The following is a 19,900-nucleotide window of genomic DNA, read 5'->3' on the forward strand; positions in this document are numbered from 1 at the left end:
GATGTTCATATTCTTTTATGCAGAATGTAAAGTTTCTATTTCTTGGTCTCTATTCTTGCTTTTACGGAAAACAAAGACAAACGCAGTAGCAATACCTAATACTAAAAGAATATCCACAATTACTGTGATAATAATCCATTGAGGTGTATCAGTACTTAAATTACCCTCAATAGCGCTACTATTAGCTGTAGTGTATAGAATATTATGAGCTGAATCTCTTAATGCCCATAATGTATCATTGCTCTTAGTGTTTACTTCTGGAACACCCATTGGCGCCGCACCAGTTAACATTAGGTCGTTTCCATTACGGACAGCAAGTTCAACATTCATGTAAGGATATGCGTTAATTCCGCCACCATTCATATAAAAGTCTGTAATAACATGACCAGTGAAGCCCCATTCTTTACGAAGAACTTCTTTAAGAAGACCATCGTCTGAACCAGCCCATTTATTACCGATACTGTTAAAGGAAGACATAACAGCCTGTGCTCCACCTTCTTTAACAGCGATTTCAAATGGCTTTAAGTATACTTCACGAATCGCTTGTTCATTACTCCAAGTTAACACTCCGACAGTACGGTTTGTTTCCTGATCATTCAAAGCAAAGTGCTTGATATATACATATCCGCCATGGCTTTGGAACCCTTTTGTTACAGCCGCTGCGATCTTACCAGAAAGAATTCCATCTTCTGAGTAGTATTCGAAGTTTCTTCCTGCGAATGGCGTACGGTGTACGTTCATTGCAGGAGCATACCAACCAGTTACACCATATGCCTTAGCTTCGGCTCCGATATGTTCACCCATTGCTTCGGCAAGTTCAGTGTTCCAAGTTGATGCGATCATAATTTCTGAAGGGAATGCAGTACCAGATTGTCCGTTTGCAGCCATATTCATATTATTAATTGCTGCCGGTCCATCATAATCTAATGTTGCAGGTTTACCTACAGACTTGATTTCGACTGTTCTATAACCGCCTAGTGTTGATAATTTAACTAATTCATCCACTGTAAGCTGGTCAAGTAATTCGTTCCAAGACTTATCGTTGAAGTCTACACCAGTATAATCTTTTAGCTTTTTACCATTATCAGCTCCTGTTGTAGGTGCTGAATCGTGTGTATCAGCAGGTACATCGTAACGAATGCTGCTAATTTGTTTAACAAATTTAGAATCTACTAGTTTGCCTTTTACTTCTTTTGTCTTTCCATCAGCAGTCTTTACTGTAAATGCTTCATTTTTGTTGATTTCTGTTAAATTTTCAAATCCATTAGCTCTTGATAAATATGTGGAAATACTTCCTTCACCAGTTACTTCGTCATCAAACTGATTAACAGCTGCTTGCTTATCTGTTGAACGTCCTGAGTCATAAACAACTTCAGAAAGGTTCTTAGATCCAACATCAGCAATTTTTTCATGAGAGTTATTCATAAGCATCAGTTTATATTCGCCTGCTTCAAGAACGTATGAACCTGTTTTACTGTATTCTTTATTAGCATCGAATGATGCCATATCTTCTACTTTAAATTTAAGTGTTACAGTTTCAGATTCTCCTGGTTTAATAATATCTGTTTTTTCAAAAGCAACTAAATCGACGGAAGATTTTTCAATTTTCCCAGTGTAAGGTGCTGAGTAATATAATTGAACAACTTCTTTTCCTTCTACTGAACCATTATTTGTAACTTTAACATCGACAGTTGCTTCTTTGTCATTCCACTTTAAGCTGTCTGCTACAACTTCTTGTTCAAAGCTTGTATAGCTTAAACCATAGCCAAATGGATACTGTACTTTTTCATCATAATTAATTGCGCCTAGCGCTGCAGCGGTTTCATAGAAACGGTATCCAACATAAATGCCTTCTGTATAATCAACATATTTTAAAAGGACTTTACTTGAATCTGCTGCTTGTGAATAGGAACCATCTTCATTTTTCACAACGTAATCGAAATCACCAAAGTTTGCCATTGCAGGTGAATCAAGAAGATCTTTCGTATAAAGATCGACTGTTCTACCTGATGGGTTAACCTCACCAGAAAGAACTTTACCTAGTGATTTAAATCCATTTTGTCCTGGACCTGCCACATTCAAGATACTTTTAATTTGGTCATACTTTTCAACCCAGCCGAGTTCAAATGAATTTGCACTGTTTACAACAAGAATGACATTATCGAAATTTTTCGTAACGGCATCAATCATGCCTTGTTCTCTATTGCTAAGTTCCAGGTAATGTTTGTTTGCATCTAAGTCATCTTCATTACCAAATTTTTGACCTGTTGGACCAAATGGACCACCTTCTGGGTCAAATGTATCAGGGCCATCCATGCTGCGTGGAAGGTCGGCACCCTCACCACCGGAACGCGCTAGGAAAATAATTGCAGTATCAGAAAAATCTTTCGCTTGTTTCATTAATTTATCGGTGTAGAAATCAGATGGTTTCGGTTCTGGAATTGACCAGTCTTGGCCATCCATTCCTACAATTGGTCTTTTAATACCTGTGTCCTCGTAAGCTTTGTATAATTCCTCATTGATTTCAAAACCAGCTGCTTCCAAACCAGCTTTTGGTGAAACTGCTTTTGATGCATCCGATGCACCTGAACCTGTACCACCATAAATCGGGGCAGTAAAGCTCCATCCAAAAACGTTTACCTTTGTTTTGTTGTCTTGTGAAGTTTTGATCGGCAAAGCGCTTTCATTGTTTTGTAAAAGGACAATACCTTCGTCTGCAATCTTCTCAACAAGTATCTCTGACTTTTCACGTGCTTTAACAGCTTCTGCGCTTTCTAAATCTATTTTTGAAAAGTATGATGAGATTACATCTGAGAATTGAGCTAACGCCACGTTAGCTGCCACAACAATTACAAGTAGAACCGATAGTACAGAGCTCCATACTATGCGAAACTTTTTCTTGCTCATCTTCTTTTTGGCCATATGGCTTCCCCCTAAAATGTCTAATAAAACAATAATTACAGCTTACTTAAAGGCGCTTTTTACAACACTCCCTTCGCCTTATATAAAGCGCATTCACCGCTTTCACAACGAAATGATAGCATGGTTTTTTTCGTATTCCAGCCAACTCGCATAAACTGTATGTAATTTTGCATGAACTGTAGTAAATGCATTATGTAAAAAGAAAAAATGGCTTGGGTGTGCATTATATACACAACTCAAGCCTAAAAAATTCAATTCAATTCAATTATTCGGCAATCTAGTTAATAAGGGCATTAAAATCTGTAGCTCGAACCAATTATCCTTTTGAACTACATTTACGACACCATCATACTTCTGGACCGCATATCGAATACTCTTTAATCCATAACCATGATTTACGGTATCATTCTTTGTAGTTGCTGGTAGGCCGCCTTCAAGTTTAAGCTTACCTTCATAATAATTTTCAAATCGAATCATTAGGAATCCTTTTTGAGCAAATACTGAAACATGTATTAATCTTTTTTCTTCTTCAATTTGTTGTACATATTCAATTGCATTATCCAAAGCATTACCAAAAATTGTACAAATATCAATTACATCCATACCGTTAAGCAATGTTCCGTCCGCCACACAGGTTAAGGTAATCCCATTCTTTATACAATAAATATTTTTGGTCGTGAGTACTGTATCCAACACATGATTTCCCGTTTTATTTTGGGCTTCATAGGTCTTGATCTCATTTTCCATTTGTGTCAAGTAAGCATTTCTTTTCTCTTCATCTTCTTCAGCCCTAAGAGCAATAATCTGATTCTTTAAATCGTGGTACTTATAGTTGATTATTTCTATACTCTCTTTCGATTGCTGATATTGCACATATTGATTCTGAAGTATATTTTGAACTGCTTTTAACTCGTGTCTTATCCTTAATTCATTCAATTGTATATGGTATGCATACAATATCGAAAATCCGCCTAAATCCACCAAGGTTCGGATATTGAATATTTCCTGAGCATATTTTCCACTAAAAGGGGTTCTTGCAGTCACAAAACTTAAATTGCTAATCCCAAAAACAGCTGCTCCTATAAAGATAGTTGACCATAATTCACGCGGTCTTATATTCAATTTACCTTCATTTGGGATATGACGTTTCTCTAGGAACCAGATTAACAAGAATAAGAATCCATAAATGACACTCAGCACAAGTAAATCTATTAACAAGTTGTATTTTTCACCATTTAAAAAAAAGAAATGTATTTGCCATTCCAATGATGCTACAAACTCTGCTGCGACAAAAGCTCTTACACTAAAATAACCTGCCTCAAGCGCGTTTATGTCGCAACTCATATAGATTAAGAAAAACATCATTCCAATAGCTGCAATCATACATGGAATCCAAAAGACAATGGGTAAATCTTTAGTCAACACCAAAAAAACAGATTGTACAATTAGGGCTCCACTTGAAAAAGAAATCAACTGCCACCCTTTTAGTTTCTTTTTTAAAACAGAGATGTAAATAATACAAGCAAGCCACTCGGCCAATGCTGTATATAATCTTGGTATGTCCGGAAGAACATCGTTCATTTTATTACCTCTCCCCAATAGTTGGATAGGGCTTCCATGAACGCTTTTCTTTTATTTCTGCTCACAAGAAGTTCTTTTCCCCTCACTATTGCACAGCTATCGTTCATTCCCTCTACATGTTCCAGATTAATCAAATAACCTTTATGGCCACGAAAAAAATGAAAACTAGATAGTTGATTTTCCAATTCCTTCATCGTTCCGGAAGCGATAAACTCCCCTTGCTTTGAACTAAATATGAGATTATGTCCCTGACTCTCTACAAAGTAAATATCAGCAATGTTAAAACGCTGTACTCCACCTTTTATTTTTATCGTAATAAATTGGACATCACGTTTTTTCATTCTATCTACAGCACGATGCAGGCGCTCTGAAAACTGAAAATATGAAATTGGTTTTAATACATAATCTAATGCGTCCACTGCATAGCCCTTGATCGCATACTGTGCCAAATTAGTGATAAAAATAATAACCACTTCAGAATCCATTTTTCTAATTTCCTCTGCTGCAGACATTCCATCCATAAAGCGCATTTGAACATCCATTAAGATGATGTCAAATTGGGCCCGATAATTCTCAACAAATTCATCACCATCTGAATATGTCTCAATTTCGATGTTTTCACCCTTTTCTCGCTCAAACCTGCGCAGAAATTCTATTAATTGTTCCTGATATTTCATTTCGTCTTCAACTATTGCAATTCGAATCATTTTTGGCCTCCCTACGGTGTAACTGCCAAACCCTATATAAAAAATCTTCTTTAATATCTCTTTTTATATTTTGGGCGGTACCCTAGGAAGAGTACCGCCGAAACAATTCAGATTCAATTTTATTTCCTGATATTTTTTCCTTACTTTTGTGAAAACCAAAAAGTGACTATGTGACATCCTTTAGATTATATCAATATAGTTTATTTTTGTCATCGCATGAAGAAAAACGATGAATGCTATATAATTGTGTTTATCGAACCTTATTAAAGTCACATTAAGAAAGTAGATTTTATATGAAACTATTTTTTAATCGTTTGCTCCGTTTAATATTAGGCCTCTTCTTATATTCGCTTGGAATCGTTGTTACGATGAATGCACACATTGGGTACGCACCATGGGATGTTTTTCATGTTGGATTGGCCAAAACGATCGGAATGAGCATCGGAACCGTCTCCATTATTGCTGGTGTAATAATTGGAATTATAACCATATTGTTGGGTGAAAAACTAGGATTAGGGACTATTTTGAATATGGTGCTGATCGGAGTGTTTTTGGACGTTCTAATCGCGTTTTCTATCATACCGATAGCAAGTAATTTTATTATTGGAATCCTAATGATGATTGTAGGATTATTTATCATCGCACTAGCATCGTACTTTTACATTGGTTCAGCGTTTGGAGCAGGCCCCAGAGACAGCTTGATGGTTGTACTCACTCGAAAAACGGGATTACCTGTAGGTGTTTGCCGTGGAACCATTGAGCTTTTAGCAGTGTTTATCGGCTGGAAACTTGGAGGAATGGTTGGGGTCGGAACGATTATATCTGCGTTTGTGATCGGATTTTGTGTTCAGGTAACCTTTAAGCTGCTTAAGTTTGATGCAACTAAAGTCAAACACGAAACATTGGACGGGACATTTAAAATGCTTTTTCGTAATAAAAAAGAGCAATCTGTTGGGTCTGGGAATTAGGAATGTCCAACAGTCATTTTGACATAGCTTTTGGCATATAAAAGCAAAACTCGCCAGCGAGTTTGGCGAGTTTTCTTTATTACAACACTATTAGGTTATTTTGCGGACACAGAAGACCTTATTTTGATTAAATTCACCTTTTTACTACTCTTATCGGACATAGGATCGCTTATTTTGATAAAAACACATGAATAATGCTCAGATTTTAACAGATAGCGAATCTGGTGTCCGTTCACCTATCTAAAAGTACTCATTTTATCAAAATAGCGGAACGGATGTCCGCAAACATAAAAATCGCCGTCATACTTCTTGTTATGCTATCGGTTTACCACGTTATCCCCTATATTTAAGCGTTAAGCCTTTCAGGAAATTTCGGGCATATCGATCGCCACATTCTTTATAATTCTTATGTCCTTCTTTTCTTAAAATAGCGCTTATTTCGCCCTTTGTTACAGTAACTCCAGCCGTTTTTAAAATATCGATCATATCTTCACTGTTTAAGGAGAGAGCAATTTTCAATTTCTTTAAAAGTACATTATTTATGCTTTCATTCGAAAGTGGAGGTCTATCAGGTTGTCCCGGTTTTGGATCTTGTTTTCCTCTTTTAAACGTAATAAAACCGTTTAAAAATGATTCTAGCTTCACATTATTTAATTTAATGATGTCTTCATTTTCGTCATCATCCTCATTTGATTTAGTAAGCATTTTTAGAACTTCTTCTTTTGTTACGTTAATACCACCTAATTTAAATATCTCTACCATATCAGTATTTTTAATATCGAGAGCATATCTTAATCGAACTAATATATCATTGTTTTCCATCTATAGACCTCCGCTTACAACTTTACAATTTATTTAATCTTTTTCCAGCAAGGAAGCACCTGCGATTCCAGGATGGGTCATTTCGTATGGGTCAAGTATCACATTTAACTCCTCTTCTGTCAAAACATCATATTTCAGGCATAGGTCTCGGATTGGCTCGCCGCTTAAAATAGCCTCCCTGGCAATTCGAGCTGCTTCATCATAACCGAGATGCGGGTTCACCGCGGTAATCACTCCAACACTCTTTTCTACATACTCTTTTAATCTTGCTTCATTCGCTTTTATTCCTTTTACACAATGGTCTGTAAACGTTCGAAACGCATTATTCATGATGCTGATCGATTGCAGCAGGTTGAAAATCAAAACAGGCTCCATAACATTTAACTCAAGCTGACCTGCCTGAGATGCGAGACAAATGGTTTGATCATTGCCAATTACTTGGAATGCTACCTGATTAATCAGTTCCGGCAAAACCGGATTCACTTTACCGGGCATGATCGAAGAACCTGGCTGTCTGGGAGGGAGGCTTATTTCCCCTAAGCCCGCTCTTGGACCGGAGGCCATTAATCGCAGATCATTGGCTATTTTTGATAAGTTGATCATACAAACCTTCAATACTCCAGATACCTCTGTATATGCATCCGTATTTTGTGTTGCATCGACAAGATGTTCTGCTCCGACAAGCGGCAAACCACTGATGTCAGCTAAATATTTAACGACTAATTCAATATAACGGAGGTCTGCATTTAGGCCAGTTCCAACAGCAGTTGCGCCCATATTCGTTTCAAATAAAAATTGACGGGACTGTTTAATTCTTCGAATATCCCTTTCAATGACACGGCTGTAGGCTTCAAATTCTTGTCCAAGACGGATCGGCACTGCATCCTGAAGGTGGGTCCGTCCTATTTTTATAACAGCATCAAATTCTTTAGCTTTTTCCTTAAAAGCTGAAAGCATGTCTTCCATAGTGACTAACAATTTATCTAAAAGCTTCAACACGGCAATATGCATGGCCGTAGGAAATACATCATTCGTCGATTGTGACATATTCACATGGGAATTAGGACTGCAGTACGAATAATCCCCTTTGTTTTTCCCTAGTATTTCGATGGCCCGGTTGGCGAGAACTTCATTTACATTCATATTAATGGAGGTTCCTGCCCCACCTTGGATTGGATCGACAATAATCTGGTCGTGCCATTTCCCTTCGATCATTTCATCTGCTGCCTTGACGATTGCTTCTCCTATCCCGGAGTAGAGGTGTTTGATATCCATATTAGCAAGGGCAGCTGCTTTTTTTACGATGGCCATGCCCTTAATTAATTCTTCATGGATTCGGTAGCCAGTAATAGGAAAGTTCTCAACAGCGCGGAGTGTCTGGATTCCATAATAGGCTTCGGATGGGACATCCTTTGTTCCTAAAAAATCCTTTTCGGTTCTCATGTTGCTTTCGGTGTTTGACATATTTTCGCTCTCCTCTATAGAAGTAAATCTAAACCCATCAATCCTCATGTTTAGTTTGATTAAATCTCTTGATATTAACCACTTTTCCGCTGAATAGAGCTTTTAAGTATTTAAACTTTTTCTGTCACTTAAAGATCTTTCAATATAACATTTCGTTAACATAGCCCTCTATCTTGTATATAATGAGCCTATCGTGAATTTTGTTAATAATTTATACAACATACAGGACAAGGTTTAAAAGGTCTGAAACTTATAAATAAGGAGGAAATTTATGATGCAGGAGTTCAAGGCAATTATCAAACAACATGAAAACAAAAATGCCGCTTATATTGAGCCACCATTTGACGTTTATGAGGTGTTCGGTTCAAAACGTGTTAAAGTAAAAGCTACTTTTGATGGTGTCGACTATCGGGGATCGGTTGTAAGTATGGGGGGCTGTTATATGCTTGGTCTTACTCAGGAAATTCGGAACAAAATCGGCAAAAGCTTTGGTGATGAAATCCTTGTGACATTAGAAAAAGATTTAGAAGAACGCACAGTTGAGGTTCCTGAGGATTTTTCATTGGCAATGAATCATAATGAAACCGCAGTAGCTACCTTCAAATCACTTTCCTATACTGCTCAAAAGGAATATGTCACCTGGATTACTTCAGCAAAACGTCAGGAAACAAGATCGGATCGTATCATAAAGGCAGTTGGGTTGTTGTCGGAGGGAAAGAAACTGAGATAATCAAAAGAGGCTGACTCAAAAGATCGTTAATTTACGGCTCTTTTGAGTCAGTTTTTTTGTAATAACTATCACTGGAAATTTTCCTGAGCAGAAAGTATAGGTCACCCCAATAACTACCTCAAAGAGATAATTTCCTCAAAAACAGCAAAATGGCCGATCACAAAACCTTGGTCATAAATTAATGGGTAACGGTTTTACGCTTTTTCTCCATTTGTTTTTCGTGTGCGCGGTTGTGAGCAAGGTGGCGATCTTCTTCCACTTCATTAGACATCTGGGCACCCATCGGTACCGTAGTCGTCGCTATTTCCTGCAAGCCTTTTGGATTTTTTTCATAAACAAATGACGCTCTCGTCGAAATATCTGCTCCAGGCTCAGTCACGAATGGAACGACCCGATAATCAGCACGCCACTGTTCGGGCGTAATCTGACAACGAACATAACCGCGGAAGTTGTTAAAAAATTTGATATGGGGGTTCTGAGCTAAAGTAGCCTCCGTATCGGCCCGCCAATCAGATCCGTTTCCACCAGAAGTGATAGAGGTTCCTACAAACTCAGCTCCAATAATCGGTGCTTCGGGATTGTTAAAATCCGGCACTAGGTTAGAAGCCCAGCTTGCATGCACGTCACCGGTAAGAACGATCACGTTATTCATGTTTTTGCCGGCAATGAAATCTGTAACACGCTGGCGAGCAGCCGGATACCCATCCCATGCATCCATACTGAATTTTGGTGCTGTGCTTGTTCCGAATTTGCGCTGCGCAAAGAAAATCTGCTGGGGAATGACGTTCCAATAAGACTTCGAGTTTCCTAAATGGTCGAACAACCATTTTTCTTGGTCAGCCCCAAGAAGAGTTCGCTTTGGATCTAAGGATTCCGGTGTTTGGGCTTTTGATCCATCACCATTTGCTTGATCATCACGGTACTGGCGTGTGTCAAGAACATAGAAGTTTGCCAAATTACCATAACTAAATTGTCGGTATAATTGCATACCACCATCATAAGGCATCGACGATTTGCGTAGTGGCATATGCTCGTAATAAGCCTGATACGCAGCTGCACGGCGCTTGATAAAGGCTTCCACAGACTGACCTTTTTCAGGAATAACATTTGCGTAATTGTTTTCCACTTCATGATCATCCCAAGTCACAACCCAAGGAAATGCTGCATGTGCTGCTTTGAGATGTTCATCAGAATGATATTGGGCAAAACGATTGCGATAATCTTCAAGCGTGATAATTTCGTCACTATTATGTGCACGAACATTGCCTGTTGGTGAAAGATATTCATTTGCACCATATTCATATATGTAATCCCCAAGATGGAACACAAGATCAAGATCCTCTTTTGCCAGATGCTTGTACGCGGTATAATAGCCATGCTCATATTGTTGACAGGAAGCGAAGGCAAACTTCATACTTGCTACACCGGCACCTACGGCCGGTAAGGTTTTGGTTTTTCCAACAGGACTTAGTTCATTCCCACTTTTGAATCGGTAAAAATAAACACTATTCGCATTTAGGCCGTCTACTTCTACATGGACAGAATGTGCGAGGGTAGGTGAAGCTTGCTCTGTTCCTCGTTTGATCACATTGCGGAAGTTTTCATCTGTTGCAAGTTCCCAATTGACTGGGACGACATGCGGGGGCATACCTCCACCATTTAACAGATCCGGAGCCAATCTCGTCCACAAAACGACACTATCTGATAGAGGATCCCCAGAAGCGACCCCAAGGGTAAAAGGATAGTCACTGAAATTCGGAGCAGCATCTACCTTAAATCCTCCTATTGATTGAGCAATTGCCATTCCAAGAGACAACCCTGCGATCTTTCCCGCACCTTGAAGAAATCCGCGGCGATCAATGTTCTTTTTCAAATTCTCTTCATTAAACTTTCTAATTAATTCGTCCAAACTTCTCTCATTTGTCATGGTTTTCCCCTCTCAAATTCATTTTCTTAAATACGAATTTGATTATAAAGGGAGTTTTTTAATAGATTATGAAGGTTTGTAAATAGAAAAATGCTTTGTTGTCAAAGCACAGGAAATTTAGAATAGGACGATTAACATAGAAAGAGGCTAATTGTTCCAACAAAACGTTGTTTTTTTTAAATTTTTTCATTCTTTTAGTCTTTTTCTCCTGGATTTTCTTTAAAAAATTTTTATAGAAAACTTACATACTGAATCTACTAATTCGTTGCAAAGGAAATAAATAAAGGAGTGGGCTTTACGCGTAACTCCTTTAAGATGACCCCAAAATTAACTCTGAGATAAACTCAGTCCACACCATTTTTAAAATTGATATAATTATTTAAATTTAAACACTTTTCTAAAATTAAACCTTTTATGGTATAATTTTCCTGTTGGTAATTTATTACTTATCTAGTTTGTAAGAAAAACGATGAATAATAATTTCTCTGTGGTGCTCTTTAAAAGTAAAGAGGTGATTTGATGGGATTCGATGTTAGCCGAGCTGTTTCACAAGCCAGAAAGTTAAATCATTATACAGATTCTCTCCAGGATATTAAAAAAAGTATGGAAACCTATAAAGAAAATATCAATATTCAATGGCAGGCACAGGAATTGAAACATTACTATCCTGCTACAATGCTTGCCTGAAAAATTAACCAGTGTAGTACAAGATTTTAGAAAGTGAGATACAAAATGAAAACAAAACAATCTGTCCAAAGTGAAAAGCTAAAGAAAAATATGCAATATGTTAATTGGGTTTTATTTGCTATGACGTTTTTTTCACTTTGGCCTGTTATCAATTTTCAAACGTCATCCCTAATAAATTATTACTAATCTCGGTGTATATTGTGGCGATCACAGGTCTTGGGTTATTTATTTATGGATTTTGGCTCAGTAAAAACATTAAGTCCAATAAACCGGCTGTAATATTTAGCACTGTTTACATTTTGCTTGTCAGCGTCCTTACATTCTTCACTTCAAATGTCCTGTATGCAGCAGGTGTGGAAGCCGGGACTATCGTTGAAAGTGTTCACTATTTTTCTTTTTCATTAATTGAATATTTGCTATTCGTTTCCATTTTATCAGCCGTAATATTTATCCTATCGCCAAAAGTTTTATATAAAGAAATTCATACGACAAAGGCATACGTTTGTGCAAGTCTACTCGGTCTTGCCATTGTTGTCATCATTTATTTCATTATGATAGTGATCATGAATACTCTTTTCACCGACCCTGAGTCGGTAAAAGAGTCTTACGAAATTTTAGTCGGTTCGGTTGGATTTGGCTATATTGGGTTTGCAATTTTGATTATTTTAAACCGTTCAAAGGCTAAGGGAGTGATCTAATGTAATATTAACTTAAATTATTCATCTAAGTAAAAGGGGTACTAGTATAGCTAAGAAATTGTTTTGGAACAATTTACAGGCTCAGGTAATTCACCAAATTTTTTAAGTGCAAAGTTTGAGTTTTATATAAACTTTGAAGTAAAGAAAAAGACTGAAAGCTTTATTCAAAAGTTATCAGTCTTTCTAGTTATTATTTTTATGTTTTTATTGTTACATATTACTGCCTTTGCCTGATTTACTACATTTTCTATCATAAAACCAAAATGCTTTATTAACAGCTCTCCTGGTGCAGATCCACCAAATTGATAATCCAATAACGATACCGCTATCATCGTATTTTACCTAAAGTATCAATATGATGTTTTAGTTTTCCACTTTTTACTTCTTCATAGTAAAGCGAGTCAATCTTTTAACCAAAAAGAGTCTTCAATTATCATTCCTTGTTAGTACGTTAAGTTCCTGTTTATTTATATAAAACAAGCTTCACGACCGCTTCGACGTGTGTTGATTGTATATGACGACACTGGAGAGTTGCTTGTGAGTTTATTCATTCTCCACTGGAAGCACAACAGTAAATGGTTTTAAATCCTTAGCTGGGACAAAGCTTGAAAAGTCAAATAGCAACATTGTATTTTCCAGCTTAAAATTCTCAATCGTTTCTTCTCCATTTAAGTAAAAAGTAGATTGGAAGTGTGCTGTTTCCTTATCAATCATTTTTACTTTATTAAACGGAATACCGTGGTTTTTAGGAGGCCATGGATTTTCCGGGTCGATCTTGGTTAAATATTTTTTATCAACCAACCAGAAAGCGTATTCCAAGTTATTATTAATAATATCTAGTTTACCTTTACTCAATTTTTTCGGGAGCCCTGTAAGTTGATAATCTATTACCAATTTCCCACCATTTTGAATAACATCATTGACCTGCAGGCCTAAGTTGAGCCGCTTGCTTTTTAATGTAAAAGATTTTTTATCCAATAGCTGTTCTACTTTTGGATCTGCAACATGTATCCGCGGATAAAAAGTAAGGGAAGTAATGGTAGAATTCAGCTTGGTCATCTCTGTCCGAACGGTATTATGATATCCATCTTCTTGTTTCGATTCCTCAAGTGATGTTCCATTCCCAAACCTATATACTTTTCCGTCATTATCAACTGCCTTTAGTATATAAATATCATCACCCTTGTATTTCTCCACAGTCTCATAAATAAGCGAGGAGGACGCTTTTGCGGTAAGAATCTCTTTTATACGGATTTTGAACCCATCTTCTTGGTATCCTTGCTCCTGATTAAATACAAGTGTACTATTTTTTTCTTGTTTAATTGGAATATCAAATTTCCATTCGCCATTTATCCCGTTGATATTATGAATAGTAATAGGAAGAGTATAATTCTCCTTAAATGATTTATATGGATACTCCATTTTCCATTGAAAGTTATATCCATTTTCCACTTTCTTAACGCCTGTTGACATTCCATTTAGCCAAGGGTCATTATCCCCTTTATTGTGTTCAAAATTTACATCAAAACTTACTTCCCCTTTTTCGTTATGCCCTTTTTCAACATTTTCATCTACAAATCCTGTAATTGACACCACATTGCCATCAAAGTAAGCGCTGGTTAGTTTTACAGTTACCCCGTTTTTGGTAATTGCTTGATTTAACTCAGTGACTGCATTCAGATTAGCTAACTCCACACCTGTTGCATCATTAAATTCTTGAAAAATCCCGCCTATTAAAGGGGTATTAGCCAATACTTTATTCATTGTAGGATTAACAAATCCGGAGGCAACCGTGATTCCCAGAAGAGCTGCAGTCGTGGCCAAACCAGCAAGAACCTTCTTTTTCTTTGATCTTCCATTCACGTCCTTGTTTAGCCCTTTGGAAATGGCGCTAAATACTTTATCTTTTGGCACAGGTATTTGCTCTATTGCGGTTTTGAATTCCTTGTTATCCATGGCATTTGTCCTCCTCATTTTTATAGGACTTTTTTAACTCCGCTTTCCCTCTGCTTAAATAAGTTTTTACGGTATTCTCTGGAATTTCCATGACACTACTAATCGTTTTTATCGAGTAATCGTAATAGTAAAATAGAATAATAACAGTACGATAATTCTCTCTCAGCTGCTGAATTGCATTTAAGAGTTGCAAAGATTCTTCAATGTTCGAATTTGCTTGACCCGGCAGATTTGATAGTATTTCATCACTCAGCATAACAACATTGCTTTTTCTCTTTATCACATATCCTGAACATCGAATGACAATCTTCGTTAGCCAGGTCGTAAAATACTCCGGATTTTTTAAAGAATGGATAGATGTAAGGGCCTGATAAGTTGCCTCCTGGACAACATCCAAAGCATCTTCTTCGTTATGTACATAAAGATAGGCAGTCCGATATATTCTTTCATAGTGCTGTTGAACTAACTTTTCAAAGGCGCTCTTATCGCCTTTAATTGCTTTTTTTACTAGTCGGTGGCTTTCCAAATCCATCTGTTTTGACCCCCTTTACTAATTAGTGGAATTTATACTCAAAAAAAGTTTCAAACAGTTTAAGTTTTTCTAAGAAAACCATAACATGTTAATAAAATCCTAAGTTAAAAAAATAAACAGAAACCATTTTCAGTTTCTGCTTATTATTATTTCAGGATGGCTTCGACAGGGCTTGTGCGTTAGCCGCAACATATAGACATAGAAAGTTCATAATTTCTGCACGATTTCTTGACACTTTAATTGTACAGTCTATTTAGACTATTAATAAAATAAAAATATTGCATAAGTAATTGGGAAGCATCTTGATAGGTGTGCATGTATAGGACTTAAAAGTAGAAATGGGGGGGATTTTTAATGAGAATAAGTGAAAAAATTAAGACTAAGATACAAAAATACTCACGAACCTTATTTTTCCTGTTAGCATGGATTCTTTTGCTTGGGATTGTCACTCAAGTTGTTTTAGCATGCTTAGCTGTATTTGTTGATGGTGGGCTTTGGCAAAAACACAGAACGATTATGAATGTAATTGAGTTTATTCCAGTCTTTATGGTTATTTTTGGTTATCTTGGTGGGATCCCTAAATTATATAATGGATTGAGCTTATTGTTATTCTTTATTATCGAATTACAATACTATACTAAAACCGGTTGGCTTGGTGCTATTCATGCAGTATTTGCAATTGTCTTATTTATGATTTCATTATACGTTGCGTGGGGTTCATATCAGATTGTTGTAAACAACAAGAAAGGAAATCATGATAATAAGCAGCAACTGCAATACACAGGTACAGAAATTTGAAGTCTGTTTCATGGGACGAGTTGATAGATTTGCACGTCTAGGTTGTTAAAGTAGAAATGGAGGGGAGTTTTAATGAAAATGAGTCAGAAAACTAAGGCTAAGATACAAAAACACTCACGAACCTTATTTATACTGTTAGCATGGATTCTTTTGCTTGGGCTCTTCACCCAAATTTCTTTAGCAGGTTTAGCTATTTTTTTTGATGGTGGACTTTGGGAATTCCACAAAGACTTAGTATACATAATGGAGTTTATTCCAGTCATTATGTTTATTATTGGTAATATTGGTGAAATTCATAAATTGTATAGATTTTTGACCTTTTTGTTATTCTTTATTATCAACTTCCAATACTATACTACATACGGTTGGCTCGGTGCTATTCATGCAGTATTTACACTCGTCATATTTATGATTACATCGTATATTGCTTGGGGTTCATTTCGGAGTGTTGTAAAAAACAAGAAAGAAAATCATGATAATAAGGAACAACTCCAATACACCGGTACAGGTATATGACGTAGGGATTGTAGCCCGAGTTCATCAACGGTACCTTTTAAAATAACGAAGCGGGCTAGCATTTAAAAGCTCATCAGATAAAGCTAAATCTGATGGGCTTTTTAACGATTGCTCAGATCAATTCATTTATTATAATTTCATATCTTTTATTTCGTCGCCAATAACAACAAACCCAGAATAGGTAATGGCTATTAAAATAAGAAGTAAGGCTAGATAAACGACAGTGATTTTCCATTTTTCTTTCGTCGTAATGGTAGAAAAACTCCCGAGATAATCAAAATACTTTCTTTTATCTTGAATGAATCTTTTGAATATCTCCACGACCTCTTCTTGAAGGTTCTCACTCTCTGCTTTTTTCAGTACTTTTATTGATTGATCAAACGGTTCTTGAAATACCCCTGAGAAAGTTTCACGCTTTTGTGCAAGAATTTCTATTAAAAATTCATTTTCAACTTCATTGTCTTGGATACCTTGTTTAATTTCATTTATCTCTATTAATTTCTCTATATTTTTAGGGGCATTTCTTCTCTCAACATAAAAAACAATAGCGTAAATCATCCCTAACAATATAAAGAAAATCAAAGAGTACGATTTTATTAAATACATAGTTACCAAAGCAAAGGCAAAGCCTATCATCACAATTTTAAAGTTTATAGCTTTAACAATATGCCCTCCATCAAAAGGGGGAATTGGAATTAAGTTAAATAGATTGGTAACTGCCACAAAAAATATCACCATCATCCAAAAATCATTTTCTGTTAATGCATAAAGTAAAATCGCTGGAATTATAGATAAAAGTCCAAAGGCAGGACCCATATAGGAAATATATGCATCGTCATAGGCATTTTTTGCTTGTTCTTTTCCCCTTGCTAACGCTCCGATAAAAGGGATGAATAGAGTGGCATAAGTTGGAATCTCCAACCTCTTCATCGCCCAAACATGGCCCATTTCGTGAAGCATTAGGATATATATTAGTGCAATACCAAATTTCCATCCATATGTTAGTCCATATGCTATGAATGAAACTAAGAGAGTAATAACAGTAGTAAATTTAAAAAACTTTAAAAATACTAGAATCCATTTTAGTTTTGAAAATAAAAGAATACTACCAATTCCAATACTTGCCCACCATGTTTTTTTCTTTTTCATCTCGTTTCCCCTTTATTCTTAATGCTTTTTATTCTTGTTTAACTATAACCATCAAAAAAGTATTTGATATTTAATACGTGTGTCTAATTGAAAAGTTCTAATTTTTTACCAATTTTTCGTTTATTTACTTAATTTCGTTGTTCTTATTCTTTTGTTAGTCTCATTAAAGATTAATATACAATCCTTTATTCAACCGCCATTTAACTAATTAAAAAACAAAAAATGTACTGCTACAGCAGTACATTTTTTGTTTTAATTTTTACACCCAATAATGGATTAACTATAAATTGATTTCGAACTTAATCATTAATTCTAATTCACTAAAGCAAGGAAAATGGATAAAACTAAGGTTTTCCTTTAACCAATTACTAAATTTCCAATCCATAATGTCCACAGTGCAAGTACAGCGAGTAGGATGAGCCATGTGACGGTTAGCGAGCGGTTTTTGGCTTTGGTGATGATGCTCTCGTTTACGGTCAACAATCCTAGATTCCTTGTGAATGGATGGGTCATAAAGGTCTTCCAGATCCCTTCTTGTAATTTAAAGCCTGCAAACAAAATGAACAGGAGCACAATCATTTTTATTTTTGACGGAATGATTGTCATTCCGTAGAAAGAAACGAATAGAAAGTATATCTATCCTTCACCTCATTGAGTTTTACATGTGGATAATAATAACATTAAACCCATCAATCTGGTAAAAAACCACCCGATTCTGTTTAGGTTCCAAATGAGAGATTTTTATTTTAGACAATTTTAATAAATAGTTCATTTTGAGTAATAATAATTTGGAAAGGAGTGGATAAAATGGAACATACAGAGAACATAGAACCTTTAGATGGATTAACTGCCACAGAAGTATCTAACATATGGTCTTCCTATTTAAAAAATAGCATGGAACAGAGATTTTTTGAGTATTTCTATAACACTACAGAAGATAATGAAATAAAAAAAGTGATAAAAAAAATGTTATTGCAATCTCAAAAAAATTTAAATGAGCTTAAAGATATTTTTCTTAATGAAAATTTAACTATTCCTCTTGGTTTTACTGACGCAGATCTACGTGCAGAGGCAGATAAGGTTTTTTCCGATACATTTATTTTATATTTTTGTTTTGATTTTACATTGCTTTCAATGAGTACTTATCCGATTGCATTCTCAGATAGTTCCAGAAAAGATGTTCGATACCATTTACAAGAGAACATAGAATTTACATTGAATATACAGAATGAACTTGTAGATTTAATGTTATCAAAAGGAGTATATTTAAAACCTCCACAGATAGCGATTGAAAAGAAAATCGAATTGGCTGATTCCATTAAATATCTCAATGGTTTTTTTGGGGGATCCAGACCTGTAAATGCTCCAGAAATCGCCAATTTATCCAGAGTTATTCATAGGGCACAATTTTCAAAAATGGTCTTTGTAACTTTTAATAAATTAGCTACAACAAAAGATCTAAAACAATATTTTAGTGAAGGGAGAGATGGAATCGAAAAAGTATTAGATTCTCTTCAGGATGTTCTTGAAAAAGAAAATATTCCGATTTCATCATCAGGTGATTATAAAATATTTGATGTAGGGGTATCACCTTTCTCCGATAAATTAATGCTGTTTTTTATTAATACATGTTTGGGGATATTCTGTTTTTCCATGATAAGTCAGGCTATGACTTCAAGTTTAAGAACAGATATCATTTTAAAATTTAATAAAATTGCTGACGATATGAAAATGTATTATGGACAAGGTATACTATTTGCAATAAAAGAAAAATGGTTTGAAGAACCCCCTCAAGCAGTGGATAGAAAAGTATAACTTAAAATATTACTTTATGATAATAAGCCCTACACCCCAATTACCATAATTCACCATATTAAAAGCAGCTAATGATAGGCTGCTTTTAATATGCAATGGCAGAACTCTCACTAACGCCACTGATTATTGATGAATTAAAGTTCTTTCTTCATGGAAACAACTTTAATATTTATACCATTTGGTTTATGTACAACCTCTTCATCATAGACATCAAAACCTATGGAGCTATATAGCTGTATGTTTTTAGGTATTGTCATACGAACTTTACATAGGATTGTAGTTACATCGACATTATTTGCATAGTCCTCTAAAGATTTTAATATCTTTTTTGCAATGCCTTTTCCTTGTTTTTCAGGAATAACGGACAAACGATAAAAATATAGTCCCTCGTCTTTTAATTGAAATCGCACCATACCAACTGGATTATTTTCTTCAAAAGCAATCAATGCTTTTTCCCCTTTTTCTAAAGCGTCTGAAACTGACTGAACAGTTTCTTCTAAAGCACTTGATGGTGGGTTTTCATTCTTATATTCCATAAATGCCTTAATCATTAAATCATGAATTACTGCTGCATCTGAAATTGTTGCAGAATTAATTATCATTTACATCACCTCGTTATGTAATAATC

18 protein-coding genes are annotated in these 19,900 nt (G+C 35.7%); 7 read left to right on the forward strand and 11 right to left on the reverse strand.

Translation table 11 applies throughout. The annotated features are described in order from the left end of the window. Nucleotides 1–15 precede the first annotated feature (15 nt). From ACI48O_RS00915 to ACI48O_RS00925, 3 genes are all read right to left on the reverse strand, one after another. Complete coding sequence (locus ACI48O_RS00915; protein ID WP_435559816.1) at nt 16–2,922, reverse strand: glycoside hydrolase family 3 N-terminal domain-containing protein; 2,907 nt, start codon at nt 2,920–2,922, stop codon at nt 16–18. Nucleotides 2,923–3,183: 261 nt separating this feature from the next. Then, nucleotides 3,184–4,503, reverse strand: coding sequence for an ATP-binding protein (locus ACI48O_RS00920; protein ID WP_435559817.1), 1,320 nt, complete (start codon nt 4,501–4,503; stop codon nt 3,184–3,186). Further along, complete coding sequence (locus ACI48O_RS00925; protein ID WP_435559818.1) at nt 4,500–5,210, reverse strand: LytR/AlgR family response regulator transcription factor; 711 nt, start codon at nt 5,208–5,210, stop codon at nt 4,500–4,502. Before ACI48O_RS00925 ends, ACI48O_RS00920 begins: the two co-directional genes overlap by 4 nt. Nucleotides 5,211–5,503: 293 nt before the next feature. Between ACI48O_RS00925 and ACI48O_RS00930 the strand changes: the two genes are divergently transcribed. Beyond that, entirely contained in the window at nt 5,504–6,178 is a 675-nt protein-coding gene (locus ACI48O_RS00930) for a YczE/YyaS/YitT family protein (protein ID WP_435559819.1), read from the forward strand. A 333-nt stretch (nt 6,179–6,511) separates the two neighbouring features. Here ACI48O_RS00930 and ACI48O_RS00935 read toward each other — a convergent pair whose 3' ends face one another. Beyond that, nucleotides 6,512–7,000 (reverse strand): YehS family protein, encoded by a 489-nt coding sequence (locus ACI48O_RS00935; protein WP_435559820.1) that lies wholly within the window; start codon nt 6,998–7,000, stop codon nt 6,512–6,514. 33 nt (nt 7,001–7,033) lie between these two features. Then, the gene (aspA, locus tag ACI48O_RS00940; protein WP_435559821.1) at nt 7,034–8,464 is read right to left on the reverse strand and encodes an aspartate ammonia-lyase; all 1,431 of its coding nucleotides are present in this window, start codon (nt 8,462–8,464) and stop codon (nt 7,034–7,036) included. A gap of 271 nt (nt 8,465–8,735) precedes the next feature. Here aspA and ACI48O_RS00945 point away from each other — a divergent pair, with 271 nt between their 5' ends. Beyond that, nucleotides 8,736–9,194: a YdeI/OmpD-associated family protein gene (locus ACI48O_RS00945; protein WP_435559822.1), complete on the forward strand. Its 459-nt coding sequence runs from the start codon at nt 8,736–8,738 to the stop codon at nt 9,192–9,194. A gap of 178 nt (nt 9,195–9,372) precedes the next feature. On the opposite strand, the gene ACI48O_RS00950 is transcribed toward ACI48O_RS00945, so the two are convergent. Beyond that, the gene (locus ACI48O_RS00950; RefSeq protein ID WP_435559823.1) at nt 9,373–11,121 is read right to left on the reverse strand and encodes an alkaline phosphatase D family protein; all 1,749 of its coding nucleotides are present in this window, start codon (nt 11,119–11,121) and stop codon (nt 9,373–9,375) included. A gap of 519 nt (nt 11,122–11,640) precedes the next feature. Between ACI48O_RS00950 and ACI48O_RS00955 the strand changes: the two genes are divergently transcribed. Further along, on the forward strand, nt 11,641–11,808 hold the full coding sequence (locus tag ACI48O_RS00955) for a hypothetical protein (RefSeq protein WP_435559824.1): 168 nt from the start codon (nt 11,641–11,643) through the stop codon (nt 11,806–11,808). A 200-nt stretch (nt 11,809–12,008) separates the two neighbouring features. Further along, on the forward strand, nt 12,009–12,506 hold the full coding sequence (locus ACI48O_RS00960) for a hypothetical protein (RefSeq protein ID WP_435559825.1): 498 nt from the start codon (nt 12,009–12,011) through the stop codon (nt 12,504–12,506). Nucleotides 12,507–13,049: 543 nt separating this feature from the next. On the opposite strand, the gene ACI48O_RS00965 is transcribed toward ACI48O_RS00960, so the two are convergent. Together ACI48O_RS00965 and ACI48O_RS00970 are read right to left on the reverse strand one after the other, a co-directional pair. Then, entirely contained in the window at nt 13,050–14,462 is a 1,413-nt protein-coding gene (locus ACI48O_RS00965) for a DUF4179 domain-containing protein (RefSeq protein ID WP_435559826.1), read from the reverse strand. After that, a complete protein-coding gene (locus ACI48O_RS00970) occupies nt 14,455–14,994 on the reverse strand; it encodes a sigma-70 family RNA polymerase sigma factor (protein ID WP_435559827.1) in 540 nt (179 codons plus the stop codon). The genes ACI48O_RS00965 and ACI48O_RS00970 overlap by 8 nt, the downstream gene beginning before the upstream one ends. Before the next feature lie 354 nt (nt 14,995–15,348). Between ACI48O_RS00970 and ACI48O_RS00975 the strand changes: the two genes are divergently transcribed. Together ACI48O_RS00975 and ACI48O_RS00980 are read left to right on the forward strand one after the other, a co-directional pair. Beyond that, nucleotides 15,349–15,792, forward strand: coding sequence for a DUF6220 domain-containing protein (locus ACI48O_RS00975; RefSeq protein ID WP_435559828.1), 444 nt, complete (start codon nt 15,349–15,351; stop codon nt 15,790–15,792). 78 nt (nt 15,793–15,870) lie between these two features. Next, nucleotides 15,871–16,308 carry a DUF6220 domain-containing protein gene (locus ACI48O_RS00980; protein WP_435559829.1) on the forward strand — a complete coding sequence of 146 codons (438 nt, stop codon included), beginning with the start codon at nt 15,871–15,873 and terminating at the stop codon, nt 16,306–16,308. A 129-nt stretch (nt 16,309–16,437) separates the two neighbouring features. Here ACI48O_RS00980 and ACI48O_RS00985 read toward each other — a convergent pair whose 3' ends face one another. Beyond that, a complete protein-coding gene (locus ACI48O_RS00985; protein WP_435559830.1) occupies nt 16,438–17,457 on the reverse strand; it encodes a site-2 protease family protein in 1,020 nt (339 codons plus the stop codon). A 357-nt stretch (nt 17,458–17,814) separates the two neighbouring features. Then, nucleotides 17,815–17,970 carry a hypothetical protein gene (locus ACI48O_RS00990; protein WP_435559831.1) on the reverse strand — a complete coding sequence of 52 codons (156 nt, stop codon included), beginning with the start codon at nt 17,968–17,970 and terminating at the stop codon, nt 17,815–17,817. Between the two features lie 294 nt (nt 17,971–18,264). Here ACI48O_RS00990 and ACI48O_RS00995 point away from each other — a divergent pair, with 294 nt between their 5' ends. Beyond that, on the forward strand, nt 18,265–19,272 hold the full coding sequence (locus tag ACI48O_RS00995; protein ID WP_435559832.1) for a DUF3231 family protein: 1,008 nt from the start codon (nt 18,265–18,267) through the stop codon (nt 19,270–19,272). A gap of 134 nt (nt 19,273–19,406) precedes the next feature. Here the strand turns inward: ACI48O_RS00995 and ACI48O_RS01000 are convergent, their stop codons facing one another. Next, complete coding sequence (locus tag ACI48O_RS01000; protein ID WP_435559833.1) at nt 19,407–19,874, reverse strand: GNAT family N-acetyltransferase; 468 nt, start codon at nt 19,872–19,874, stop codon at nt 19,407–19,409. Nucleotides 19,875–19,900 lie beyond the last annotated feature (26 nt).

The organism is Neobacillus terrisolis, assembly GCF_051233475.1.
Classification (GTDB): domain Bacteria; phylum Bacillota; class Bacilli; order Bacillales; family Cytobacillaceae; genus Bacillus_BU.